This window comes from Halocynthiibacter sp. C4, assembly GCF_028823805.1.
In the GTDB taxonomy this organism is placed as follows: domain Bacteria; phylum Pseudomonadota; class Alphaproteobacteria; order Rhodobacterales; family Rhodobacteraceae; genus Falsihalocynthiibacter; species Falsihalocynthiibacter halioticoli.
The window spans coordinates 106,702-130,104 of record NZ_JAPEIE010000005.1 but is presented as its reverse complement, the minus strand read 5'-3'; the positions used below and the strand labels follow the sequence as shown (position 1 = coordinate 130,104).

The following is a 23,403-nucleotide window of genomic DNA, read 5'->3' as shown; positions in this document are numbered from 1 at the left end:
CATGCCCGGGGAAACCCGGGCAAGACGCTCGCTTTACTGGCAGTATATGGTAGAGCCGTTTCTCTATCTGTCGCCAGCTATCGTGCTGATCGGGCTCGTGATGATGATCCCATTGGTGATCGGCATTTCCTATTCCTTTCAGTCGATAGAGCTACTGAATCCGTTCAACACAGGTTGGGTCGGATTTGAGAACTACATTGATCTCTGGGCCGACCGGAAATTCTGGATCGCTCTCGAGAACACGTTCTGGTGGACGTTCTGGTCAATCACATTCCAGTTCTCGCTTGGCCTTGGGCTTGCTCTTTTGTTGAACACAAACTTCTTCGGCAAAAAGCTTTTTCAGGCTCTTGTCTTCCTGCCATGGGCCGTTCCGACATTTCTTTCGGCGCTGACTTGGGCTTGGCTATTCAACCCGGTCATCGGTCCTCTCCCACATTGGCTCACTGCTCTTGGCATACTTTCAGAGCCATACAATATTATGGGCGACCCCGATCTTGCGATGTGGGGGCCGATTGTCGCGAATATCTGGTTTGGCGTTCCGTTTTTCGCAATTACTCTGCTGGCCGCGCTTCAATCCATTCCCGGTGAACTTTATGAAGCTGCCGAGATTGATGGTGCTTCCGCGTGGCAATCCTTTACCAAAATTACACTGCCGTTTCTTGCTCCGATGATCGCGATCACGGTGATGCTTCGTACAATCTGGATTGCGAACTTTGCTGATCTGATCTTTGTGATGACAGGTGGCGGCCCCGCAAACTCAACACAAATTCTCAGCTCGTATGTCTTTACAACCGCGTTCCGCAAACTGGATTTCGGCTATGCATCGGCGATTGCTGTAGCGCTTCTGGCAATTCTGCTCGTTTATGCAGTTTTTGTGCTCTGGCTGCGCAAAAAGCTGGTCAAGATTTGAGGTATGGCCATGACACACTCACCCAAACCCGTCCTCGCTGTTGGTAAATACGCCGCCCTTCTGGCTTATCTCAGCTTTGCGCTCTTTCCGCTGTATTGGCTGCTCAAGATCGCTGTGACTCCTGACCAGCTTATTTACACAGAAGGCACAAATCTCTGGCCCTCCGAGTTCACGTTCGACAACTTTCGTTCAGTTGTATTCCAAACAGACTTCCTGTCCTACTTTGGGAACTCTCTCTATGTTTCTCTTGGTACGGCCGCGGTTACAACACTGGTTGCCGCCGGAGCGGGCTATGCGTTTTCGCGGTTCAACTTTGCGGGGAAGCGGCTGCTAATTGCAGTGATGCTTATCACCCAAATGTTCCCGCTCTTGATGATTATCGCGCCGATTTACAAGATCATCGCAGGCCTGGGCATGCTGAACTCGCTCACATCTCTGATCGTGGTTTATACCGCTTTCAATGTCCCATTCGCGACGTTTCTGATGCAGTCCTTCTTTGACGGTATTCCGAAAGACCTCGAAGAAGCGGCAATGATGGATGGGTGCTCCCGCTTTCAAGCGCTGTACAAAGTCATCTTTCCGCTCACGTTGCCTGGGCTTGGCGCAACCCTCGGGTTTGTTTTCACGGCTGCGTGGTCCGAGCTTCTCTTTGCGCTCATGCTGATCTCCAAGAACGAGGCAATGACCTTCCCCGTTGGGCTTCTGACCTTCGTGTCCAAGTTCTCCGTGGATTGGGGGCAAATGATGGCCGCCGGTGTGCTGGCCCTTGTCCCAAGCTGTCTCTTCTTCATTTTCATTCAACGATACCTCGTGCAAGGGCTGACGTCCGGCGCGGTCAAAGGATAGGAGGCCGAAATGGCACGAATTGAACTCAAGGACGTCAAGAAACGCTATGGATCGGTCGAGGTTCTTCGCGATGTGAACCTCGACATCGAGGACGGAGAATTCATTGTTCTTGTTGGTCCGTCCGGCTGTGGGAAGTCTACACTTCTGCGTATGATCGCAGGGCTAGAGCCGATCACGGGCGGGGATTTCCTGATCGATGGCAAACGAATGAACGATGTGCGCCCGCGTGACCGTGATATTGCGATGGTGTTCCAATCCTACGCTCTTTACCCGCATATGGATGTGGCGCGGAACATGGGGTTTTCGATGGAAATCCGCAAAGACCCCGCCGCTGAACGCGCATCGCGTGTGAAAAAGGCCGCCGAAACGCTCGGCCTTACCGCCCTGACAGAGCGCCTCCCCAAGGCTCTGTCGGGCGGGCAGCGTCAGCGCGTTGCCATGGGGCGCGCCATTATCCGTGATCCCCGTGCGTTTCTTTTTGATGAACCGCTCTCGAACCTCGACGCCGCGCTCCGTGTCGAAATGCGCCTAGAGATTGCGCGGCTGCACCAGAAGCTCGGCGCAACGATGATCTACGTGACCCACGATCAGGTCGAAGCGCTTACTCTGGCGGATCGTATCGTTGTTTTGAATGGTGGAGACATCCAGCAAGTCGGGAGCCCGCTTGAGCTCTATGAACGCCCCGCCAATAAATTCGTGGCGCAGTTCATTGGCTCACCAACAATGAATATCGTTCCCGTTACTGGCGGCGATGGTGAGGTGAAAACGGCGGATGGCTCGGTTATTAAGCTTCCGCATCTGCCGGACTGTGGCGCGGCGGTAGAACTTGGCATTCGTCCCGAGCATATTGATGTGGTCGACCCCGGCGAGGGCGATCTTATCGGGGTGGCTGATGTTGTGGAGCATTTGGGGTCGGATACGAATATCTTCACAGTTGTAGAGGGCTTAGGCCCGCTGATGGTGCGCAAACATGGCAACATTCCAGCCAAATCAGGCGATCGCCTTGGCCTTCGTATCCAACCTGAAAATGCCCATATTTTTGGTCCTGACGGCCGCGCGCTGCGACGGGTTCTGGAGAAAGTAGGCTGATATGGCGGAAGCGGAGAACACATACCTCAAGACAATGGAAAGCCGCCTTATGTGGCTTTCTCATTGGATGATCCACAACGCCAACAACGTGCGCCCTAAGGTGGACGGCATCAAGATCGGTGGACACCAAGCAAGCTCTGCGTCGATGGTTTCGATTATGACCGCGCTCTATTTCTCTGCTCTTCGGCCAGAGGACCGTGTCGCCGTTAAACCCCACGCATCCCCGATATTCCATGCGATGCAGTACATGATGGGGAACCAAACACTCGAGAAAATGCAGAACTTCCGCGGTTTTGACGGGGTGCAATCCTATCCCAGCCGCACGAAGGATATTGATGATGTGGATTTCTCAACGGGCTCTGTGGGGCTTGGTGTTGCGATCACTGCATTCTCATCAATCATTCAGGATTATATTGCCGCTAAGACTTGGGGCGAAGGATTGCCGCTTGGGCGGCATGTTGCGCTCGTTGGCGATGCCGAGCTTGACGAAGGAAACGTTTATGAAGCCCTTCAAGAAGGGTGGAAGAACGATCTTCGCAATTGCTGGTGGATTATTGATTATAACCGGCAATCACTTGACGGCATCGTGCGAGAAGGACTGTTTGAGCGGGTCGAGAAAATTTTTGATGCCTTCGGTTGGAACGTCATCCGCATCAAATACGGCGTTCTTCAACAGGCGGCATTCAAAGAAGAAGGTGGCGAGAAACTACGAGAGTGGATAGATGCCTGTCCCAACCAACAATATTCCGCTCTGACTTACCAAGGCGGGGCTGTTTGGCGGAAACACCTGATGGATGATCTTGGCGATCAAGGGCCGGTTACCGCACTCATCGAAAAGCGCAGTGATGATGAACTCGCCGCGCTCATGGAAAACCTCGGCGGCAACTGCGTACAAACGATGGCCGATGTTTTTCAAAGCGTAAAGGACGATCGGCCAACCTGCTTCCTTGCTTATACGATCAAGGGCTGGGGAACGCCGATTGCAGGACACAAAGACAATCACGGTGGGCTGATGACCAAAGCGCAGATGGCGGATTGGCAGAAGCAGATGAATGTCCCGGACGGGCAGGAATGGGAAAAGTTCGCCACAGTCTCTGATCCTGACGCGCTTCAGGAATGGATGGATAAAGTGCCGTTCTTTGCCGAGGGCACAAGGCGATACACTGATGAGACACTTACTGTTCCAAAGATCGAGATGTCGAGCGATCGCGAAATCTCAACGCAAATGGCTTTTGGGAAAATCCTTGATGACCTTTCCAAAGGAGATAGCGACCTCGCCGACCGTATCGTCACGACTTCGCCGGATGTGACAGGAACCACCAACCTCGGACCATGGGTGAACCGGCGCAAACTCTTTGCCCGCGAGGCCCAAGCCGATGCATTCATTGAGCATCGGATACCTTCAACAGCAAAGTGGGAATTCACGCCTGAAGGCCAACATATCGAGCTTGGCATTGCGGAGATGAATCTGTTCCTTTTGTTGGGCGCTGCTGGGCTGTCTCATTCGCTGTTTGGCAAACGGCTTATCCCGATTGGCACGCTTTATGACCCCTTCGTTTCGCGCGGTCTCGATGCGTTGAACTATGCCTGTTATCAGGACGCGCGCTTTATGGTTGTGGGCACACCTTCGGGCGTAACGCTTGCCCCCGAAGGCGGCGCGCATCAATCCATCGGAACGCCGTTGATCGGCATGAGTCAGGATGGGCTTGCTGCTTTTGAACCTGCTTTTGCGGATGAACTTGCTGCGATCATGGAATGGTCATTCTCTTACCTTCAGCGCAACGGCGAAGGTGACCCAGACGAACGCACGTGGTTGCGCGATGAGACTGGTGGTTCTGTCTATCTGCGGCTTTCAACCAATCCAATCGAGCAACCGGGCAAGCGGCCCGATCCGGACTGGAAACAGGGCGCGGTTGATGGCGCCTATTGGTTGCGCCGCCCTGGCCCGAATTGTGAGGTTGTCATCGCCTATCAGGGCAGCGTGGCACCCGAAGCGATCCGTGCGGCAGGGCATCTGGCCGAAGCGCGCCGCGATATTGGGGTGCTGGCAATTACATCTGCAGACCGCCTTAATGCTGGCTGGACCGCTGCTCAACGTGCGCGTGCGCGTGGCCAATCAAACGCGACAAGCCACATTGAGCGACTAATGCAGGAGCTCCCTCCTCATTGTCAGTTGCTGACTGTGATTGATGGTCATCCGGCAACGCTTTCTTGGCTCGGCGCCGTTCAAGGGCATCGAACAATACCCCTTGGCGTTGAACATTTTGGCCAAACCGGAACGATCAATGATCTTTATCGCCATTTTGGTATTGATGCCGATAGCATTATCCAAAAGATCAACGGTCTAACTCCGGGCCGCAAGGTCAAAAGGGCCTAGGAAACTGGAGCGCCGCTCTTTTCAAACCGTCAGTATGACCCGTCTTCCTTCGATTTCGGCTACATCGACTTTGGTGTTGTAGAGGTCGGATAGCCCTTCGTTGGTAAGTACATCTTCGGGTTTTCCAGAGCTATGGAGTTGGCCGTCCTTGAGTGCGATGACGTGGTCGCAATGGTTTGCAGCTATGCTTAAATCGTGAAGGACAATTGCAACCGTCCGCCCCATTTCAACCTCTTCTCGCGCAACTCGCATGACAGTTCGAGCGTGCGTAATGTCAAGATTGTTAAGAGGTTCATCAAGCAATACGACATCACCCGTTTGCGCCAATACCATGCCTAACAATGCGCGCTGGCGCTGGCCGCCCGACAGCGTATCGAGGTATCGGTCTGCGAATTCCGAGAGATCAAGGCGCGCGATTGCTTGCTCTATGATCAGCAAGTCGGCACCGGTTGGCCGGCCCTGTGTGTGGGGATAGCGGCCAAAGGAAATCAGATCCCGAACGCTTAGCCGTGGCGTAATTGGCGTGCTTTGGCGGAAAATAGACAGGCGTTTTGCCAAAGAGGCAGTTGCGATATCACCAATTGGAAAGCCGTCAAAAAGGATTTCACCGGAGTGGATAGGTGTTAGGCGGCCCATGGCTGTCAGAAGTGTTGATTTGCCCGCACCATTGGGGCCGACAATTCCCGTCAATTTACCTTTCGGCAGAGAAAGGGTCATGTTGCGTAGAATCTTAGTGCCGTCAAACGCCACTGCCAGATTTCGAACTTCAATCATCGCGTTTTCCTAGTGAAAAGGAGCAAGAGGAATGTGATGCCGCCAATTGCTTCAATTACCACCGCGACAGAGGTTTGGAGAGATAGAACCCGTTCGAAAAGGGTTTGAGAAGCAATGAGTAATCCTGCGCCAATGATGCAGGATGCGGGCAAAAGATATTGGTGGCGCCATGTGCCGATCAGCTTGTGGCTAAGTGCGGCGACCAACAGACCGTAAAAATAGACAGGGCCGATGAGTGCCGTAGAACTGGAAACAAGCAATGCGATAACGGCGAGTAGTTTTTTTGTCTCGCGTTCGTAATCAACACCCAAGCCCTTGGCGGCGTCCCGCCCGAGCGCCATTATGTCGAGCCGTTTGTGAATGGACATCAACCATACAAAACACGCCGCGGTCAGGACGAATGTTATCCAAGTCAGCTCAACGTTAACCGCGTTGAAACTCGCGAAGCTGGCCTGTTGGATGATAGAAAACTCCGAAGGGTCAATAAGCCGGTTAATAAGCGATGAGATTGAGCGAAAGAGCACACCAAGTATCAGACCCGTCAACACCATTCGGCCGATATCATGCACCCCGCGTAACACCATTCCAAAAAGGGCGAGTGCTGCTGCCGTCATGAATACTGACTCCACAGTAAATTTCATGACAGGATCAATTGACGCGTATCCCACGCCGCCAATGGTGAAAACCAGTGATGTCTGAATAAGTATATAGAGCGCGTCAAACCCCATGATTGATGGTGTCAAAATTCGGTTGGCGGTTAAAGTTTGGAAAACCATCGTCGAAAGCGCGACCGAAGTGGCGAACGTAACGAGCGCTAGGGCTTTGATCCCGCGGAATGGCAGGACAAATCCCCAGTTGCCCCGTGATTCCAGCGTCATGAATGCAAGCAAGGCGAATACTGCCAAAGTCGCAAGGACTGCGAGGCGCGAAGGTAAGCTTAGATTATCCATGACGTGCCCGCCCATGCAAAATCCACAAGAACGCTGCTGCGCCGATCACACCAAGAATTGTACCCACAGGGATTTCGAACGGATATCGAATGACCCTTCCGAGTATGTCGCATGCCAACACCAAACCCGCGCCGGAAGCGGCGACAATCGGCAGTGTCTGGCGTAGGTTTTCGCCATAGATGCGCGCCACAATGTTGGGGACAACCAGACCAACAAAAGGGATCATGCCGATGCTAACTGTCGTAACCGCAGAGATAACCGCGACGATCGATAGCCCTGCGATCATTGCCTGTTTGTGGTTGAGCCCGAGAGATTTTGCGGCATCCTCGCCCAAGCCAACAATCGTAAAACGATCTGCGTAAAGATACGCCACGCCTGCAAGGATACCTGCGATCCACAGAAACTCGTAACGCCCGAGCATTACGCCTGAAAACTCGCCGTTTATCCAAATGTCGAGGTATTGTAGCAGGTCGCGTTCGTACGCAAGAAATGTCGTGGCCGCACCAATAATTCCACCGTAAACAATCCCCGTAAGCGGAACCAGCATTGGATCATGTGGCGGCAAGCGTCGCACCAGCGCGAGGAAACCCGCGGTGCCGATAAGTGCAGTGAATGTCGCCGCGCCCATTTTCGCCCAAAGCGCCGCTCCGGGCGCCAGCAGTGTGATTACCACAAGACCGAATGCTGCGGCTTGCGCGGTTCCGGCAGTTGATGGTTCGACAAATTTATTGCGCGACAACATTTGCATGATGACCCCCGCAACAGCGAGGCTCGCACCAGCCAAAAGCGCAGCAGCAGTACGCGGGAGCCGTGAATAGAACAAAAGCCAAATTCCGTCACCCGACAACGACGAGACCCCCGTAAGGCAACTTACGAGGGTCAAGCCTGTTAGGATGGCGATAATTCCGGACTTAGCTGCCACTTACACTGCCAAAAGCGGATTTGATGATGTCGAGTGTTTCCAGAGTAGACTGAATGCCGCCAGAAGCGATGTAGAATCCGCCGGAGTTCAAATGAACAATTTGTCCCTTCTGGGCGGCTGTCGTATCGGCAATGATCGCATTGTCGAGCGTCGCAGCAGCGCTTTCGCCTTCTGCGCCGATGGCGGCAACACGGTCAAGCACCAGTATCCAATCAGGGTCCGCCTCACGAACGAACTCAAAGGAAATGGATTCGCCGTGTGTTGTGTCTTCCAAGCCATCAACAGCTTCAGCAAGGTCCAATTCCTGATGCAACCAGCCAAATCGACCGCCTGCGCCGTAGGCGGAAATCTTGCCACCATTTGTGAGCAGGATCAGCGCGGTTCCCTTTCCGGCAACGGCTTTTTTCGTGGCTTCCAATTCTGTATCGAGGTTCGCGATAAGAGAGGCGGCCTCTTCTTCCTTGTCGAAGATTTTGCCATATGCCGTTAGGCGATCTCGCGTTTGGCCAAGCAGGTCGTCACCCCAAAGGGTCATGTCCACAGTAGGGGCGATCTTTGAGAGCGCGTCTACCTGTGTGGACGAGCGGCCACCAGCAATAATGAGTCCAGGGCCAGTTGCGGCAAGCGCCTCAAAGTCGGGCTCAAACAACGTGCCGATCTCGCCCTGATACTCTTCAAGGTAAGGCAAATAGGTATTGGAAGTCGAAGTAATTCCCTTGATCTCCAGCGCATCAAGCATATCCAGCGACGCCATATCGAAGACCGCAACGCTTGGAGGTTGCTGCGGAACAGTAGCGGTGTCGCCATATGTTGTGATTGTTACGTCTGCTGCTGACACAGCGGTTGCGCAAAGAGCCGTCGTGGCTGCGACTATGAATGATCTAAGCATAAGAAGTCCTATTTCGAAAATGAGTATCCTGAGCGTTTCTATAAGGTATTGATGTAAAGCCGTGCAACCTGTAATCTGACAAAAAAGATAGGATATAGAATGCTGACTCAAACCGGAACGTTCAAAACCGAACAAGCTTCGAAGTACTTGAAGCAGTTATGCAAGCACTTCGCCCATAAGGTTGACGTGAAATATGATGACACACAGGGCGAAGCAGCGATGCCGTTCGGACCTGCACGATTAGAGGCCAAAGAAAACGAACTGTCCGTCGAGGTAACTGGCGACGGCCCCGAGCAAATCGAGAAAGCACGCCACGTGATCGATGTTCACTTGCAGCGCTTCGCGTTCCGCGAAGAGTTTGAAGCAATGGATTGGGAAGACTACAGCTAGGGTTGGCAACGCGCGGCACATATAACCCTAAGCCTATTCAGCTCAGGTCCTGTTGATGAGACTTGGGTGAAACGGCTTTTAGTTGTCGCCGTTAGTTTCAGGCGCGGCTCTGCTGAGAGCAAAAAGCGCTTTCCCCCAGCCGTGAGCATCGCTAGGCTCCTTTCCGCACTAAGCTGAAAGGAGCCTTCCAATGTCACTCTTCTCTAAACTCTTCGGCGGTGGAGAAAAATCCGAACCGAAGCCAGTCGAGTACAAAGGTTTCGACATTTTTCCAGACCTGATGGCGGAAGGTGGTAAGTACCGGTTGTCAGCTCGTATCGAAAAAACGATCGACGGAGAGCGCAAGACCTGTGCGGTTATCCGAGCGGATGTTTTTGACAGCAAGGATCAGGCCGAAAGCATTAGTATCGATAAAGCGAAGCAGGTTATTGACGAGCAGGGCGACCGCATTTTCGATTAAGCGCACAAGGCAATGCGATCGCTGCTTTCATGCAATAATTGAACGAACATGGTGCTTTTTGTATGGCCCGTCTTAGGGCCGACCGACGTCTGGCATCTCAGGTTTAGCGATCCTAATCCAACCGCTTTTTGAATTTCAATGTCGCTGCCATAAGGCCAAAGACAGTGAAGCCGATCATCCACAGGATTTGTTCTCTCATCTCAAAGAGCGAGGCATCTCGCAAAACAACTCCACGGATCATATCCATGAAATGTGTCGCTGGCAGCGCTTGCGCGATGACTTGAACGGGCTGAGGCATGCCGTCAAAGGGAAACATAAACCCAGACATCAAGATCGAAGGCAACAGGATGAAAACCGTCATCTGCATCGATTGAAGCTGATTTTTTGCAAGCGTAGAAACCACCAGACCAACTGACAGGCTCGCGATGATGAACAGCAATGTCACGACAAGCAATGCACCCAGCCCACCATTAATCGGGACATCAAACAGAACATGCCCAAGCCCTAAAATGATTGCGACCTGAATTAGTCCCGCAAAGATATAAGGGATAATCTTTCCAATCATGATCTCGCTCGACTTAACGGGCGTGTTGATGAGCATTTCCATATTGCCGCGTTCGCGTTCGCGCACGATGGCAGCCGATGTGAACAGGATCATGGTCATAGTAAGGATAACGCCCACGAGGCCCGGCACAATGTTAACCGCCGAGCGCTGTTCTGGGTTGAAGTAAAGCGTAACTTCAAACGTTGGAACCAGTCGGTTTGGTGGCAATCTCATCATCTCGGTTAAAGGCATTGCTCTGAGTGATTTGATCGCGCTCGCCACCATGGTGTCTGAGCCATCGACAATCCAATGCGCAACAGGGCGGCTGCTGGTTTGGTCTGTCGCATTCGGCAGGCCCAGCCCGATCGCGGGGCTTCTTGCAAATCGGTTGTCTACATCGCGGGGAATGATCAATGCAGCTCGCACACGGGCTTCTGTGATTGCGATCTCTGCTTCTTGGGGAGTGGCGAAGACCTCGGTGAATTCAACAACCTGCGTGGCTTGCACAATTTGAGCGAGCGTGCGCGAGAGTTCTGTTTCAGCTTGGTCCACCAATGCAACAGGGACGTGGCGCAGGTTGGTGTTGATCGCATATCCGAACAGCATCAATTGGATCAAAGGTATCATTATGACCATGGCGAAGGTCATTCGATCTCTTCGCAACTGGAGTAACTCTTTCTTCAGAACGGCGGCGATACGGCGCGGTGATATCATGCCCTCTGCTCCCGTGTTGCGCTGACGAATACGTCTTCAAGGTTTGGGCGTTGTTGCGTGAGGGTCAGGTCCGCAAACGTATTGAGCAAAGCGCGCAGCATTTCGACGGGTTGTGGCTCTGTTTTATCCACCAAGACACGAAGCCGCGATCCAATTTGCGCGGTAGATAGAACCTTAGGCTTTCCGTCCAGCTTATGTTTGACGGTGCGCAGCTCTGGTCCCTCAACCTCTACAACATCGGCTTGAAGGTTATCCATCAATTGGCGCGGAGAACCATCGGCCTTTTTTGCTCCGTTTTGCAGAATGGCCAACTTGTGGCAGCGCTCTGCTTCGTCCATGAAATGGGTGGATACGATCATTGTTGCGCCTTCATCGACAAGATCAAACAACTGCTCCCAAAACGTTCGGCGAGTTTCCGGGTCAACAGCAGAGGTTGGTTCATCCAGAAACAGGAGCTTTGGCCGATGAATAACTGTCGCAGCGAGGGATAGTTTCTGCCGCTGCCCACCGCTCAAACTGCCGCAAAGTTGATCTACATTTGTCGTTAGATCATAGGTGTGCAGAAGTTCCTCAATTCGGCCTTTCACCGATTTTGCTGGAATCCCGTAAATCTCGGCGGCGAACTTCAGGTTTTCGCGCACCGTTAAATCTCGATAGTACGAAAATATCTGGGTCATGTACCCAATTTGGCTTTTGAGCGGTTCCGCCGCCTGCGGCATTGACTTGCCCAGCACAGTTACCTCTCCGCTGCTCGGCGTAAGAAGCCCTGTCAGCATTCGAATGGTTGTTGTTTTTCCGCACCCGTTGGGACCAAGAAACCCGTAAATCTGGCCGGTTTGGATTTCGAGATCTAGGTTATCGACGGCCGTCTTCTCTCCGAATGTTCGGGTTAGGCCGCGTGTCGAAACAACGACATCTGTCATGGCATAGGAACCTGAACTGGTATGCCTGGGGGCAAGTCTGGTGAGGCAGAGGGCAGGTCAATTTCCGCGAGATAGACGAGCCTTGTCCGATCATCTTTGTTTAGCCCGAAATAGGGCGTAAAAGACGGATCGTCGCTGATCCAACGCACTACGCCATCCAAAGGGGCGTCGAGCCCATCAACATGTACTTCCAGCTTGTCGCCGGTTTTGAGCTTAATGCGATGCGGCTCTGGGATGTAAACACGGGCATATGGAACCTCGCCCGTTATGAGGACGGCAACCGGACTGCCCAGTGCCACGCGTTCCCCAAGGTTCCATGGTAAAGAATCTAAAATACCGTCGCGCGTTGCCACAACAGTCAACTCATCCAGAATGGTCTGCTCGGCTTTGACGGATGCTTCCTGTGCTCTCACGTTCGCTTCGGCAACGGCCAAATCTTCGGGCCTTGTGCCGTTCTTCAATTCCTTCAGTGTTTCCTTTGCGCTTCGCAATTCGGCACGCGCTGAGTCTCTTACGGCCAGATTGTTCGCAACCTGTGCTTCGGTCACAATCGAGTTTTCGACCAGTTTTAGGTTTCGCTGATAGATGGCCTCTGCGTCAGCCAATCGCGCAACGGCACCCGCAACCTCGGCTTCGGCAATCGCGATCTCTTCCTCTCGGGCGCCAACTTGTAGCTTGAGTAAGGTTGCTTGTGCTTTTTCAAGCTCCGCTTGCGCCAGCGCCAACTTCGATGTTTGCAGGGTGCCGTCTAGTTGAACCAGCGTGTCGCCAACCTTGACTTTTGATCCTTCTGCGAGCGGAAGATCCACGACAATTTCGTTGGCTGTTGCAGTGAGCGCAACGCGGTCCCGTGCAAGAATACCTAGCGCCACACTCTCGTCAGCTCGCGAGCATTGGTCGAGAAACGCGGGAAAAATCGCTGCAACTATCAACGGAATAGGAGACGTGAAATTTAGCAAGGGTTACCTCCAATCGCAGGCCGCGGAGTGTGTTAATGCCTTCTATTACTGATAGAAACAGCACCTCCCATCACAAACAAGCTCTAATCTTTGTCCAGTACTTGCGTTTCTTTGAAACACGACTGGGGTCTCCGTTTGATGCGGGATGTTCCGTGTCGCGGAGCTGGTTTGCCCAAATCATCTCGAGAATTCTTGGATTTACTAGTGATTATATACCCGAATATTGAGCATTAAGGCGGGGGAGTTACGCCTCTTGCACAAATGATTTTGTCAGTTTATATTATAAACAGGAGATTTAGTTTATGAAAAAACGTAGTCCATTAAGCCGAAAGTCAGCAATTGGCGGCGTCATAGAGGTGCGCGGGATCCTCGGAGCGGCGGTCGAGAACCTTGGCGTACGGATTGTTGGTGGTGAATGGGCTGAAGGTGACGCAATCAGCAAAGAGGCCGATCTCGTTGAAGAGCTTGGTGTGAGCCGATCGGTTGTGCGCGAAGCGTTTCGAATTCTCGGAGCAAAGGGCCTTATCCGCAGTAAAACATCTGATGGTACGCGGGTTATGCTCCGTTCAGAGTGGCGCTTGCTTGATCCGGATGTAATGGACTGGCGTATCCAAGCTGGGGATACAATATCGCTTCTGGATGATCTCCAGAAGGTGCGCCTTGTCATGGAGCCTGGAATTGCGTTCACCGCGACACAGATGGCAACAGAAGAGCAGCGCGCAAGGGTTAAGGCTGCGTGGGAGCGTAAAGTTGCGGTGGCTGAAGAGCCCGAAGTGGATTCAGCAGAGCGACGTCAAAATTTTATTGATGCGGACTTGGATTTTCACCGATCGCTCATCGAGTGTGTAGGATCCGAGTTGCTGGAACAACTTTATGCGGTCATCGAGGCATCAATGAGTATTTCCATCGATCTTCAGATGGCTGCTGTCGGCTACATTTCTGAAATGGTTGGTATGGACGAAAGCCAACAACTCCACGAGGCGGTTTACAACGCGTTCATGGATGGGGATGCCGAGCGTGCTTGCACAGCAATGCGCGAAGTAATCGCGAGCGCGATCAGAGACATGCAGGACGGTTTGGCCCAGACAACCGAATAATTTCTATAATGGAGAAGAATATGCCCGATACGCTTCAGCCGCAGCTCATTGCGGCGGTCGCCGAACGCCTCGCTGCCCATGAATTCAAGGGGTGGTTCTATGGCGATTCAGTCGGATTCGAGGGGTTGGTTGCCGCAGCAGATTTGCTTGAAGATCCGAAGTGGATAGATTTCAGCCAAGGGTTCTTCCGTGCATGGGCCACGCGGCGTCATCCATTCCACCCCGACGACAACACCGCGCCCGGCCATGTGATGTGTGATATCGTCGAGCGGACAGGTGACGAGGTTTTGAAAACAGCAGTACTTGATCTCGCGCAGCACCTTCGAAGTCGGCGTAAGATCGGGGATGTTGCCGTAACATTCGAAGACACGCTGCGCTCATTGCGGCAACCTTATGGTGGCGCTCAACTCTCTAAAGAGCAGAGCGAACTAATGAAGGATTCCGGCGCGGGTATCTGGCTTGATTGCATGCATTTCGACGCGCCATTCTATGCACACCTGTCAAAAATTGATCCCGCGAACGATTGGGCAGAGACCGCGGTTCGCGAGATTCTTGGGTATCGTGAATTCCTGTTTGATCAAGAAACCGGAACGTATCGGCACTACTGGCTCGAGAAACTTGGCCGATCGCAAATTCCCGGTTGGGGCCGAGGGCAAGGTTGGGCTCTTTTGGGGATGCTGGATGTGCTGAAGTTTTGCGGCGATGCTCCGGCAGCGGATGAATTGCAAGAGCAGGCCATTGCTTTAGCGGAAACAATGGTCTCGTACCAGCTTGAGGACGGGAACTGGCATTGCATGGTGCACGAGCCGCGTTCCGGGCCGGAATCTTCAACCGCTGCTTTTATGGCAACGGCGTTTTACCGTGGGATGAAGCAGGGCGTGTTGAGCGAGCGTTTTGAATTGCCCGCAAAGAAGGCATTCCGCGCGATGGTTTCGAACCTTGATGAGCAGGGAAATCTTCTTGGTGTGTCTGCCGCCGTCATGTCTGCCTTGGTAGACGAACATTATTGGCATGTTCCGCTAGATCGCATTGTTCCATGGGGGCAGGGTCCGGTCTTGACCGCCGCCGCTGCACGAAGTGCGTTCCTCGGCAAAGCTATCTCTTAGCAATTGAATACCAAGCTGGCCCATGCTGCGCGCGGGCCAGTGGTTTGTTGGCTTAATCGCCCGAGCGGATGTCGTCGTACATTCGTATCGTCACACCGCCGTCCATGACGATATTTTCTCCTATCATGAAGCGCGCTTCTTCGGATGCCAGCATTGCCGCCACGGCGGCTATTTCGTCGGGGCGACACAGTCGGCCGACGGGCTGCATGGCTTCAACTTTCGCGCGGGCCTTGGCAGCATCTCCCGTTGCGGCAAAGTCATTCTCGGCGATTTGGGTATCCGTGTAGCCGGGTGATATCGCGTTAATTGCGATTCCTTTGTCCGCATACTCCAGCGCAAGAGAACGGGTTAGTCCAAGTAAGCCATGCTTGGCGACGGGATAGGGAAAAGTTCCTTTGATAATCGAAAAGGCGTGATTGGAAATGATATTGATCACGGCACCATTTTGCTTGGCGAGCATGTCGGGAAGCACAGTCTTTGTACAGGTCCAAGCGCCTTTCAGATCGACATTCATGCAGAGATCCCAATCGTCATCGCTGGTCTCAAGTGGCGCGCGGAATACAGCGATTCCAGCATTATTAACCAGCACATCCACAGGGCCAAACCGTTCCAGAACGGCGGCGTGCATGGCCGTAACACTTTGGGTGTTGGATATATCTGTTTTGACAAAAAGCGTCTCTGCGCCAGTTTCGCTTGCGATCTGTTCTGCAGCGTCTCTTCCCTTGTCTTCGTTCAGTTCCGCGATCACCACGTGCGCGCCTTCTGTCGCGAATCGGCGTGCGATGGCTTCTCCGATTCCCTGGCCGGCACCGGTCACGATGGTGGTTTTCCCTTTTAGTCTCTGCACTTGATTGAACTCCTCGCTGCGCTTGTTGACTTTGTCTGATTAACTGATTATATCCTTTAACCGTCGAGATGAAAATACTCGAATAAAGATCACCTTTGGGAGGAGAATACATGCTCAATCGAGTTAAACCTGCACTTCTTATGTCGATTGCAGGGACGGCCCTGCTTGCCGGAACGGCAATGGCCGACGACAAAGAAATCGTCGCGATCTACAAGAGCGGAACGCAACAATACTTCATTGATCAAGGTGACGGCTTTAAAGCTGCCGCTGAAGAGCTTGGCTACACTGCCAAGATCATCAACGTTGAACTTGATGCAAACCTTGCCATCTCTGCGGTTTCTGACGCGATCGCATCCGGTGCAAAAGGCATTGGACTGACCGCGCCCGATCAGGCGCTTGGCCCTGCGGTTGCGCGTTCCGCTGATGAAGCGGGCGTTCTGCTCGTAGCGACTGACGACCCGATCATGAAAGAAGACGGTAGCCCTGTTCCATTCGTTGGTTTTGATGGCGTTGCAATGGGCACCAAAGTTGGTGAGCGAGCTGGTGAGTTGCTGAAGGAAAGCGGATGGCTTGATGGCGCGCGCTACGGTGTTTTGAGCGTTGAGGTTCAAACGCTTTCGGTTTGTAACGACCGCACTGACGCCGCCAAAGAGCAAGTAATTGCGGCTGGTGCGAGCGCAGATAGCATCGTGCAGGTTTCATATGACGGCACAGCTGACACGTCTCTCGCGGCGACTGGCCCAGTGCTAACGGCGAATCCCGGTGTCGACAAATGGGTTGTGTTTGCCTGTAACGACGAAGGTGTGCTTGGCGCAAACAACGCACTTAAGAATGCGGGCTTCAATCCAGATGATGTAATTGCTGTAGGGCTTGGCGCTTATGAAGCGTGCCGTCCTTGGAAAGAGGGTATTCCTTCTGGCTTTAAAGCTGCGCTTTACATCTCGGGTAAGGATGTTGGTGACGCCGCAGCGCGCACACTCATCAATTCCATTGAGACTGGTGAAGATCTGCCACTCAAGACCGTTGCAAACACGACCATCGTCGGCCCCGATAACTACGCCGATTACATGTCCTGCGACTAATAACCTCCCGGGCGGGCGCCAAACGGCGCTCGCTACTCACTACAGGAACAAAAGGAGCAGGTCATGTCATCTGCGATCCTCGACGTTCAGGGAGTCGGAAAGTCTTTTCCCGGTGTTAAGGCGCTCTCGAACGTTAGTATGAAGGTTTTCCCCGGAGAAGTTGTCGCGTTTGTCGGCGAGAACGGTGCCGGAAAATCCACCTTCCTTAAAATTCTTTGCGGAGACTACACGCTTGATGAGGGCAAGGTTGCCCTTGATGGTACAGAAGTAAGTCACGCAAGTCCGCTAGAGGCGCGAAACGCAGGCTTCCGTCTTGTCAGGCAGGAACCGGAAATTGTTCCGCATATCTCGGCGGCGGAGAATATCTTTATTGGCGAATATCCGCGTCGCGCGAGCGGCCGTGTTGATCATGCAAAGATGCGGCAAATCACAACCGAAATGTTAGAGCGTTACGGTTTTGTCGGGGTGCTCGATATCGATGCACTCGGGCGCACGCTTTCACCCGCTCAGCAGCATATCGTTGAGATCCTCCGAGCCCTGAAAGACGGCGTCAAAGTCGTGGCTTTTGATGAGCCGACCGCATCTTTGACAACCGAAGAGGCCGACCGACTTTTCGCGTTGATCCGGCAGCTTCGGCAAGAGGGGCTCGGCATCATCTATGTTTCGCACCGTTTGCACGAGGTGATGGAGATTTCCGACCGTGTGGTGGTTCTTAAAGATGGTGTTCAGACGGGCGATCTGCGGATTGAGGAAACAACCGAGCAAGACATCGTGAACCTGATGGTCGGTCGTGAACTGGCGCACGGATATAGTCGCGAAGAGGTTTCGACCCCAGAAGTCGTACTTGAGGTCGAGAATCTGTCCAGCCGTTGGCATCGCGATATTTCTTTTCAAATCAGAGCTGGCGAAATCGTTGGTTTTGCGGGGCTTGTTGGCGCTGGGCGTACTGAACTCGCCAAAGTGCTATTTGGCGAATTCGAGAAAAGCGGAGGCACAGTGAAAATTTGCGGAGAGGTGAAGACCATCCGTTCACCAGCTGACGCGATTGCCGCAAACATCGGATTTGCGCCGGAAAACCGCAAAGCGGAGGGGTTGATCCTCGTTCGCTCGGTAATTGAAAACGCATCAATGGCTGTATATTCGGCCCTCGCTCGCATGGGCGTGCTGCGTACGTCCGCGATGATTGAAAAGGTTTCCCCATTCATTCAGAAGCTGGAAATCAAGACACCGAGCCTTGAGCAGGAAGTCGGCAAGTTGTCGGGCGGCAACCAGCAAAAAGTCGTTTTGGCCCGCTGGCTCGCGGCGGCGCCCCGTTTGCTTATTCTCGATGAGCCGACCCGCGCGGTTGATGTGGGTGCCAAGGCCGAGATTTACCGTCTGATCGACGATCTATCCAAGCAGGGGTTGGCGATCATGATGATCTCCTCCGAGATGCCCGAGCTTCTGTCTATGTCAGACAGGATTATCGTCATGCGCGACGGACAGATTTCTGAACCAATAGAAAAACAGGATGCCACCGAGGAGGCGATCGTCAATCTCGCCCTCGGGACAAAGGCGGCCTGATATGCCCACGGAGGACAAAAAATTGAGTATCACTGAAAACGCAACGCTCCAGATTGCTTCGCCCAAGAGCAGTGCGCTGAAGCGGTTCACCAACTTCGTTGGCGCCGAAAACCTTTCGCTGATTATAGCGCTGATCATCATGGTGGCGCTCATCGCCACGCAAACCGAGTTCTTCTTTTCCGCGCGAAATCTGATGAATATCGGGCAAAATATGGCCGTGGTCGGGTTGATCGCGGTTGGTATGACGCTTGTCATTGTATCTGCGGGGCTCGATATTTCGGTTGGCTCTATCGCGGGCTGTGCTTCGGTCGTTTGCGCCCTGACGGTTACCCAGATGGGAACAGTGACTGGCGGCGTGTTTGCGGGAATGGGTATTGGTATCATTCTGGGTTTGATCAACGCGACGATCATTTCGATCCTGCGCGTAAACCCTGTTGTTGCAACGCTTGCGACATTTTCGGCCTTTCGCGGAGTCGCGTTTTTGATAGCGCCCGATGGCCGCCCTGTGGGCGTTCTTGATCCAAACCTTGCATGGTTGGGTTCTGGACGGCTGTTTCAGACAGAGAGCTTCCCAGGCCTTCCCGTTGCATTCCTGCTTCTCGTTCTGGTCGCTGTCGTGGCGCATTTCGTAATGACCTCAACGGTATTTGGGCGGTCAATCTATTCGATGGGTGGGAACCCCGTTGCAGCGCGCCTTGCTGGTATCAACCTAACGCGCATGCGCTATGCGATTTATGCGGTCTCCGGCGCTTTGTCAGGCCTCGCTGGCGTGCTTGTAACCGCGCGGACATCATCTGGGCAGCCAGCTTCCGGTACCCAGGGACTTGAACTCGAGGCGATTACGGCTGTGTTCCTCGGCGGCGCTCTGATGGCGGGTGGCAAAGGTACGATTGTTGGCTCCATGTTGGCGGTCTTGCTTCTGGCAACACTATCAAACGGCATGAACCTACTCGGTATTCCAACATTCTATCAGCTTGTAGCTAAAGGTCTCTTGTTGGTTCTGGCCGTTGCGATCGGACAGTGGCGCCTTGCGCGCTCTGAAAAACAGCAGGCCAAGCTTGCGGCTGCAGGGAAGTAAATCCAATGCAGCGCGTCACCCTCTCGAACGATCAGGTGTTGATCCAAGTTGTGCCCGAGTTCGGTGCAAGAGTGGTCGCCCTTGGGTTTCAGAAGAAAGCGATGGCGCTCTTACCTATCGCTATATCGGGGAACAGTTCTCGTTTAGAAGAACGCTGCGCCTCGAGGGACCAAAGCTTCTGTGTGACTACGAGATTTCGGCGGGCACATCGGGCACGAAACTTCCATGGATGTGGAGTCAGCACCTGTTACTCGCAACCCGCCATGGCGAGCGAATTGTACTCGATGGGGTGAGTGATTGGGCAGAGTTTGGCAAGGAACCCGCAACCACTGACGTACTGGGTTTGGAGGCGGGGTTGGTTCGAAAGAGCTACGGCAAAGTAACCGACCGCGCAAGCGTTGGAATTGACGGATCAGACGGCGGCATCCGCCTTGAATGGTGCGGCGCGCAAGTCCCGTATTGCGGTGTTTGGATGGCGTTCGGTAACTGGCCGACCGCAGACAAACTGCTGCACCAAATGGCATTGGAACCGACAACCGCACCGTCAGACGACCTCGAAGGTGCGCGTTTGAACGGAACAGAACGCTGGCTTGAAGCCGGTCAAAAGGAACACTGGCAGATCGAGATAGAGCTTCTGCCGCCTAAGAAAGATTAGAAGGAGCCGATCATGTCGGAAGAAAACATTCTTTATCGAGTTGAGGACGGCATTGCCTACCTCACTATCAATCGTCCGGAAAAGATGAATGCAATCACGGCTGCTATGGGGAGTCGCATTGCGCAACTTTGTCGGGAAATCGATATCGACGACAACGTAAAAGTGCTTATCATCGACGGTGCTGGCGATAGAGCTTTCGCGGCTGGTAGCGACGTGAACATGCTTGATGATCTCGGCACCCCATGGGACGGGCGCAACCGCGCGCAATATGATCGGGATTATGTGGAGCCACTGCAGCGGCTTCGCAAACCCGCCATTGCAGCAATTGATGGATACTGTCTTGGCGGCGGTTTGGAGGTCGCAATGATGTGTGACATCCGTGTGGCCACCCCGCGCTCAACGTTTGGCGCTCCGGAGGTCCAGCGCGGATGGCACGCTGGCGCCGGTAATACTTCTGTTTTGCCGCGTTTGATTGGTTACGCAAATGCCGCGATGTGGATTTTGACAGGCGACAGGTTCCCCTCTGATGAGGCGCTGCGGGTTGGTTTCGTCCAAAAACTCGTTGCTCCAGAAGACTTGATGAGCACCGCGCAAGCGATCGCAAATCGTATCGCGAAAAACCCGCCGATCGCGGTTCAGTCAGCCAAAAACGTCATTAAGCGCAGTCAGGGAACATCGCTGGAGCAGGGGCTCTCGATGGAGAATGACGGCTACACGCTTTGCATGATGACTGAAGACGCCAAAGAAGGAATGGCCGCATTTGCCGAGAAGCGCGAGCCGGTATTCCGAGGTAAATGAAAATGAAGGACCAAACGATGTCTGATACGGCCACAAATACACGCGCGCCTCTCGAAGGGCTTAAGGTGCTGGACCTTACCATCGCAATGGCGGGGCCACTCTGTACACAGCGGATGGGCGAAATGGGTGCCGAAATCATCAAGATTGAAGCTCCTGGCGGTGGTGATTTTTCGCGCCATGCGCCGATGGCCGGCATCACCAAATTCGGCGATGCAACTTGCTTTGTGACGCTGAACCAGAACAAGAAATCACTGGTACTTGATCTAAAGTCTGATGCTGGCCGAGAGGTCCTCTATAGATTGGTTGAGCAAGCAGACGTTCTGATCCAGAACTTCCGCCCTCGTGTGGCAAAAAAGCTGGGAATTGAGTACCAAACCCTTCGCGAAATCAACCCGCGTCTCGTCTATGGGTCTGTCTCTGGATACGGCGAAGATGGTCCGATGAAGGACCGGCCAGGTCAGGACCTCCTTTTGCAGAGCTTTACCGGACTGACGATGAACGGCGGCAAGGCCGGAGAGTTGCCTCAAGCCAGCCCGCTTTACATGGTTGATGTTTCGGCCTCGCACATGGTGTGTGAGGGGGTGTTGGCGGCGCTTGTCGCCCGCTCGATCACGGGCGTGGGACAGGAAGTCAAAGTGACAATGCTGAGTGCTATTATGGAAATGCAGTGTCAGGAAATCATGTCCTATATCACTGCCGATGCCCCGCCCAAGCGCGGCACCTCTCCACAGGTTTCGATCTACCAAGAGCCGCCATATGGTATCTACAAATGTTCCGAGGGATTTCTTTCCATCGCGCAGGCGGATCTGGATGTACTGGCCGAAGTACTGAAGCTTCCCAAGCTTTCCGATATGAAGCTCGCACGACCAGAGCAATCGAACGGTGATGCTGTTGCGGAGTGGCGCGATGGTATTTATGCGGAGTTGGCGGCGCTGTTCCTTACAAATACGGCCACTCATTGGGATGCAATCCTCGCGCCGTTGGGTGTTTGGTGCGTTGTTGTGAACGATTACGACTCCTTCCTGAACCACCCTCAGACACAGGATAAGCTCATTGAAGTCGAGCATCCTGTTGGCGGGAAGTACACAGCGGTTGCGCCAGCGATTTCCTTCTCAGACAATCCGAAACCATCCGTAAAACATGCACCACAGTATGGCGCAGATACCGTTGATATCCTCGCTTCATTCGGTTTCAGCGGCGATGAAATTTCGACGTTGGCAGAAAATAAAACCGTTATTGCGGGATAAGACTGACAATGAAAATTACAGCGCTTCAAACCTATCTGGTTCCACCGAGATGGTTATTCCTGAAGGTGGAAACAGACGAGGGGATTTCCGGCTGGGGAGAACCAGTTCTGGAAGGTCATGCAGAGACGCTCGCCGCAAAGATTAAGGAGCTCGAGGATTTCTTGATCGGATCTGATCCTCTGCGGATAGAAGATATCTGGCAAATGCTCTATCGGAACGGGTGTTATCGTGGCGACCCTGTATTGATGAGCGCACTTGCCGGTATCGACATGGCGCTGTGGGATATCAAAGGTAAGTACCTCGGCGCGCCGGTTCATTCGCTGCTTGGTGGACCTGTTCGCGACAAGATCCGCACGTATTGCTGGATCGGCGGTGATCGCTCTGAAAACCTGATTGAAGGTGTTCTGGCGTTAAAGGCGCAGGGCTACTCGGCCGCAAAAATGAACATCTGTGAAGAGCTTCAGATCGTCGACAGCTATGCAAAGATTGATGGGATCGTCCGTAAGCTTTTCGAGTTGCGAGAGGCTGTGGGCACATCAATGGATTTGGCATTTGATTTCCATGGCCGCGTTCATGGCCCTATGGCTAAAGTGCTGTTGAAAGAACTTGAAGCGATTAGACCCATGTTCGTTGAGGACGCCGTGGTTTCTACGCAGGTTGATCTGATGGCCGAGCTTGCCAGCACCACGTCAATACCGCTGGCGATCGGAGAACGCCTACATTCTCGCTATGATTTTAAACCGGTCTTCGAGAAGCGTGCAGCCAGCATCGTTAACCCAGACACGGCCCACGTTGGCGGAATCTCTGAAATGGTGCGCATAGGTCATTGGGCCGAGGCTTATGATGTTGCGCTTGCACCGCATTGTCCACTTGGCCCGATTGCTCTTGCCGCAAGTTTGCAGGTGGACGCAGTGTGTCACAACGCCTTTATTCAGGAGCAAAGCCTTGGCATTCACTACAATTCGGCGAGCGACTTGGGGGATTACACCTTGCCCGGCGCTGGTTTGACTGTGAAAGATGGTTATCTCGACATACCAAATGGGCCGGGTCTAGGTATCGAAATTGATGAGGAAAAGGTCGAGCGGGCAGCGGCTGAAGGGCATCGTTGGAGAGCTCCGGTTTGGCGGCATGAGGATGGCTCGATCTCTGAGTGGTAACACTGGCAACAGTGTCTTGAATTCTC

General features: G+C 53.4%; 23 protein-coding genes. 15 read left to right on the top strand and 8 right to left on the bottom strand.

The features are described from left to right. Position 1 precedes the first annotated feature (1 nt). Genes OU789_RS16105 through OU789_RS16090 form a run of 4 tightly spaced genes read left to right on the top strand, consistent with a single transcriptional unit; the run spans position 2 to position 5,222 of the window. Positions 2-910, top strand: coding sequence for a carbohydrate ABC transporter permease (locus tag OU789_RS16105; RefSeq protein WP_274656736.1), 909 nt, complete (start codon positions 2-4; stop codon positions 908-910). A 3-nt stretch (positions 911-913) separates the two neighbouring features. Next, entirely contained in the window at positions 914-1,756 is an 843-nt protein-coding gene (locus OU789_RS16100; RefSeq protein ID WP_274656735.1) for a carbohydrate ABC transporter permease, read from the top strand. A 9-nt stretch (positions 1,757-1,765) separates the two neighbouring features. Continuing rightward, positions 1,766-2,845, top strand: a complete 1,080-nt coding sequence (locus OU789_RS16095) for an ABC transporter ATP-binding protein (protein ID WP_274656734.1) — start codon at positions 1,766-1,768, stop codon at positions 2,843-2,845. Position 2,846: 1 nt separating this feature from the next. After that, entirely contained in the window at positions 2,847-5,222 is a 2,376-nt protein-coding gene (locus OU789_RS16090) for a transketolase-like TK C-terminal-containing protein (protein WP_274656733.1), read from the top strand. Positions 5,223-5,243: 21 nt separating this feature from the next. Here the strand turns inward: OU789_RS16090 and OU789_RS16085 are convergent, their stop codons facing one another. The 4 genes from OU789_RS16085 to OU789_RS16070 are packed head-to-tail and all read right to left on the bottom strand — an operon-like array spanning position 5,244 to position 8,757. Further along, a complete protein-coding gene (locus OU789_RS16085; RefSeq protein ID WP_274656731.1) occupies positions 5,244-5,996 on the bottom strand; it encodes an iron ABC transporter ATP-binding protein in 753 nt (250 codons plus the stop codon). Further along, on the bottom strand, positions 5,993-6,946 hold the full coding sequence (locus tag OU789_RS16080) for an iron chelate uptake ABC transporter family permease subunit (protein ID WP_274656729.1): 954 nt from the start codon (positions 6,944-6,946) through the stop codon (positions 5,993-5,995). Before OU789_RS16080 ends, OU789_RS16085 begins: the two co-directional genes overlap by 4 nt. Beyond that, positions 6,939-7,868: an ABC transporter permease gene (locus OU789_RS16075; protein ID WP_274656728.1), complete on the bottom strand. Its 930-nt coding sequence runs from the start codon at positions 7,866-7,868 to the stop codon at positions 6,939-6,941. The genes OU789_RS16080 and OU789_RS16075 overlap by 8 nt, the downstream gene beginning before the upstream one ends. Continuing rightward, positions 7,858-8,757 (bottom strand): siderophore ABC transporter substrate-binding protein, encoded by a 900-nt coding sequence (locus OU789_RS16070; protein WP_274656726.1) that lies wholly within the window; start codon positions 8,755-8,757, stop codon positions 7,858-7,860. Before OU789_RS16070 ends, OU789_RS16075 begins: the two co-directional genes overlap by 11 nt. Before the next feature lie 99 nt (positions 8,758-8,856). On the opposite strand from OU789_RS16070, the gene OU789_RS16065 reads away from it, so the two are divergent. Beyond that, on the top strand, positions 8,857-9,147 hold the full coding sequence (locus OU789_RS16065) for a DUF2218 domain-containing protein (RefSeq protein WP_274656725.1): 291 nt from the start codon (positions 8,857-8,859) through the stop codon (positions 9,145-9,147). Between the two features lie 190 nt (positions 9,148-9,337). Beyond that, positions 9,338-9,607 carry an HlyU family transcriptional regulator gene (locus tag OU789_RS16060; protein WP_274656723.1) on the top strand — a complete coding sequence of 90 codons (270 nt, stop codon included), beginning with the start codon at positions 9,338-9,340 and terminating at the stop codon, positions 9,605-9,607. A gap of 112 nt (positions 9,608-9,719) precedes the next feature. Here the strand turns inward: OU789_RS16060 and OU789_RS16055 are convergent, their stop codons facing one another. From OU789_RS16055 to OU789_RS16045, 3 genes are read right to left on the bottom strand one after another with little or no spacing between them, the layout of a single operon-like run. Beyond that, a complete protein-coding gene (locus OU789_RS16055; protein ID WP_263951808.1) occupies positions 9,720-10,865 on the bottom strand; it encodes an ABC transporter permease in 1,146 nt (381 codons plus the stop codon). Further along, positions 10,862-11,788, bottom strand: a complete 927-nt coding sequence (locus OU789_RS16050) for an ABC transporter ATP-binding protein (RefSeq protein ID WP_274656722.1) — start codon at positions 11,786-11,788, stop codon at positions 10,862-10,864. Before OU789_RS16050 ends, OU789_RS16055 begins: the two co-directional genes overlap by 4 nt. Next, positions 11,785-12,747 (bottom strand): HlyD family secretion protein, encoded by a 963-nt coding sequence (locus OU789_RS16045; RefSeq protein WP_274656720.1) that lies wholly within the window; start codon positions 12,745-12,747, stop codon positions 11,785-11,787. The genes OU789_RS16050 and OU789_RS16045 overlap by 4 nt, the downstream gene beginning before the upstream one ends. Before the next feature lie 302 nt (positions 12,748-13,049). On the opposite strand from OU789_RS16045, the gene OU789_RS16040 reads away from it, so the two are divergent. Further along, complete coding sequence (locus OU789_RS16040) at positions 13,050-13,844, top strand: FadR/GntR family transcriptional regulator (protein ID WP_274656718.1); 795 nt, start codon at positions 13,050-13,052, stop codon at positions 13,842-13,844. Positions 13,845-13,864: 20 nt separating this feature from the next. Next, positions 13,865-14,950, top strand: a complete 1,086-nt coding sequence (locus tag OU789_RS16035) for a glycoside hydrolase family 88 protein (RefSeq protein WP_274656716.1) — start codon at positions 13,865-13,867, stop codon at positions 14,948-14,950. A gap of 52 nt (positions 14,951-15,002) precedes the next feature. On the opposite strand, the gene OU789_RS16030 is transcribed toward OU789_RS16035, so the two are convergent. Further along, positions 15,003-15,797, bottom strand: a complete 795-nt coding sequence (locus OU789_RS16030) for an SDR family oxidoreductase (protein ID WP_274656714.1) — start codon at positions 15,795-15,797, stop codon at positions 15,003-15,005. A gap of 110 nt (positions 15,798-15,907) precedes the next feature. Between OU789_RS16030 and OU789_RS16025 the strand changes: the two genes are divergently transcribed. From OU789_RS16025 to dgoD, 7 genes are all read left to right on the top strand, one after another. After that, the gene (locus tag OU789_RS16025; RefSeq protein WP_274656712.1) at positions 15,908-16,879 is read left to right on the top strand and encodes an arabinose ABC transporter substrate-binding protein; all 972 of its coding nucleotides are present in this window, start codon (positions 15,908-15,910) and stop codon (positions 16,877-16,879) included. A 63-nt stretch (positions 16,880-16,942) separates the two neighbouring features. After that, positions 16,943-18,442, top strand: coding sequence for a sugar ABC transporter ATP-binding protein (locus OU789_RS16020; protein WP_274656710.1), 1,500 nt, complete (start codon positions 16,943-16,945; stop codon positions 18,440-18,442). A gap of 22 nt (positions 18,443-18,464) precedes the next feature. Next, positions 18,465-19,520 (top strand): ABC transporter permease, encoded by a 1,056-nt coding sequence (locus OU789_RS16015; protein WP_263951816.1) that lies wholly within the window; start codon positions 18,465-18,467, stop codon positions 19,518-19,520. Continuing rightward, the gene (locus OU789_RS16010) at positions 19,501-20,175 is read left to right on the top strand and encodes a hypothetical protein (protein ID WP_274656708.1); all 675 of its coding nucleotides are present in this window, start codon (positions 19,501-19,503) and stop codon (positions 20,173-20,175) included. Before OU789_RS16015 ends, OU789_RS16010 begins: the two co-directional genes overlap by 20 nt. A 12-nt stretch (positions 20,176-20,187) precedes the next feature. After that, positions 20,188-20,973 carry an enoyl-CoA hydratase/isomerase family protein gene (locus tag OU789_RS16005; protein ID WP_274656706.1) on the top strand — a complete coding sequence of 262 codons (786 nt, stop codon included), beginning with the start codon at positions 20,188-20,190 and terminating at the stop codon, positions 20,971-20,973. A gap of 2 nt (positions 20,974-20,975) precedes the next feature. Beyond that, positions 20,976-22,220, top strand: a complete 1,245-nt coding sequence (locus tag OU789_RS16000; RefSeq protein ID WP_274656704.1) for a CaiB/BaiF CoA transferase family protein — start codon at positions 20,976-20,978, stop codon at positions 22,218-22,220. Between the two features lie 8 nt (positions 22,221-22,228). Beyond that, positions 22,229-23,377, top strand: a complete 1,149-nt coding sequence (dgoD, locus tag OU789_RS15995; RefSeq protein ID WP_274656702.1) for a galactonate dehydratase — start codon at positions 22,229-22,231, stop codon at positions 23,375-23,377. Positions 23,378-23,403 lie beyond the last annotated feature (26 nt).

Coding starts and splice junctions, on each gene's coding strand:
- OU789_RS16035 (WP_274656716.1), top strand. CDS start 13,865: ATGCCCGATACGCTTCAGCCGCAGCTCATTGCGGCGGTCGCCGAACGC.
- OU789_RS16040 (WP_274656718.1), top strand. CDS start 13,050: ATGAAAAAACGTAGTCCATTAAGCCGAAAGTCAGCAATTGGCGGCGTC.
- OU789_RS16050 (WP_274656722.1), bottom strand. CDS start 11,788: ATGACAGATGTCGTTGTTTCGACACGCGGCCTAACCCGAACATTCGGA.
- OU789_RS16090 (WP_274656733.1), top strand. CDS start 2,847: ATGGCGGAAGCGGAGAACACATACCTCAAGACAATGGAAAGCCGCCTT.
- OU789_RS16100 (WP_274656735.1), top strand. CDS start 914: ATGGCCATGACACACTCACCCAAACCCGTCCTCGCTGTTGGTAAATAC.
- OU789_RS16070 (WP_274656726.1), bottom strand. CDS start 8,757: ATGCTTAGATCATTCATAGTCGCAGCCACGACGGCTCTTTGCGCAACC.
- OU789_RS16055 (WP_263951808.1), bottom strand. CDS start 10,865: ATGATATCACCGCGCCGTATCGCCGCCGTTCTGAAGAAAGAGTTACTC.
- OU789_RS16020 (WP_274656710.1), top strand. CDS start 16,943: ATGTCATCTGCGATCCTCGACGTTCAGGGAGTCGGAAAGTCTTTTCCC.
- OU789_RS16085 (WP_274656731.1), bottom strand. CDS start 5,996: ATGATTGAAGTTCGAAATCTGGCAGTGGCGTTTGACGGCACTAAGATT.
- OU789_RS16060 (WP_274656723.1), top strand. CDS start 9,338: ATGTCACTCTTCTCTAAACTCTTCGGCGGTGGAGAAAAATCCGAACCG.
- OU789_RS16105 (WP_274656736.1), top strand. CDS start 2: ATGCCCGGGGAAACCCGGGCAAGACGCTCGCTTTACTGGCAGTATATG.
- OU789_RS16005 (WP_274656706.1), top strand. CDS start 20,188: ATGTCGGAAGAAAACATTCTTTATCGAGTTGAGGACGGCATTGCCTAC.
- OU789_RS16080 (WP_274656729.1), bottom strand. CDS start 6,946: ATGGATAATCTAAGCTTACCTTCGCGCCTCGCAGTCCTTGCGACTTTG.
- dgoD (WP_274656702.1), top strand. CDS start 22,229: ATGAAAATTACAGCGCTTCAAACCTATCTGGTTCCACCGAGATGGTTA.
- OU789_RS16000 (WP_274656704.1), top strand. CDS start 20,976: ATGAAGGACCAAACGATGTCTGATACGGCCACAAATACACGCGCGCCT.
- OU789_RS16095 (WP_274656734.1), top strand. CDS start 1,766: ATGGCACGAATTGAACTCAAGGACGTCAAGAAACGCTATGGATCGGTC.
- OU789_RS16025 (WP_274656712.1), top strand. CDS start 15,908: ATGCTCAATCGAGTTAAACCTGCACTTCTTATGTCGATTGCAGGGACG.
- OU789_RS16065 (WP_274656725.1), top strand. CDS start 8,857: ATGCTGACTCAAACCGGAACGTTCAAAACCGAACAAGCTTCGAAGTAC.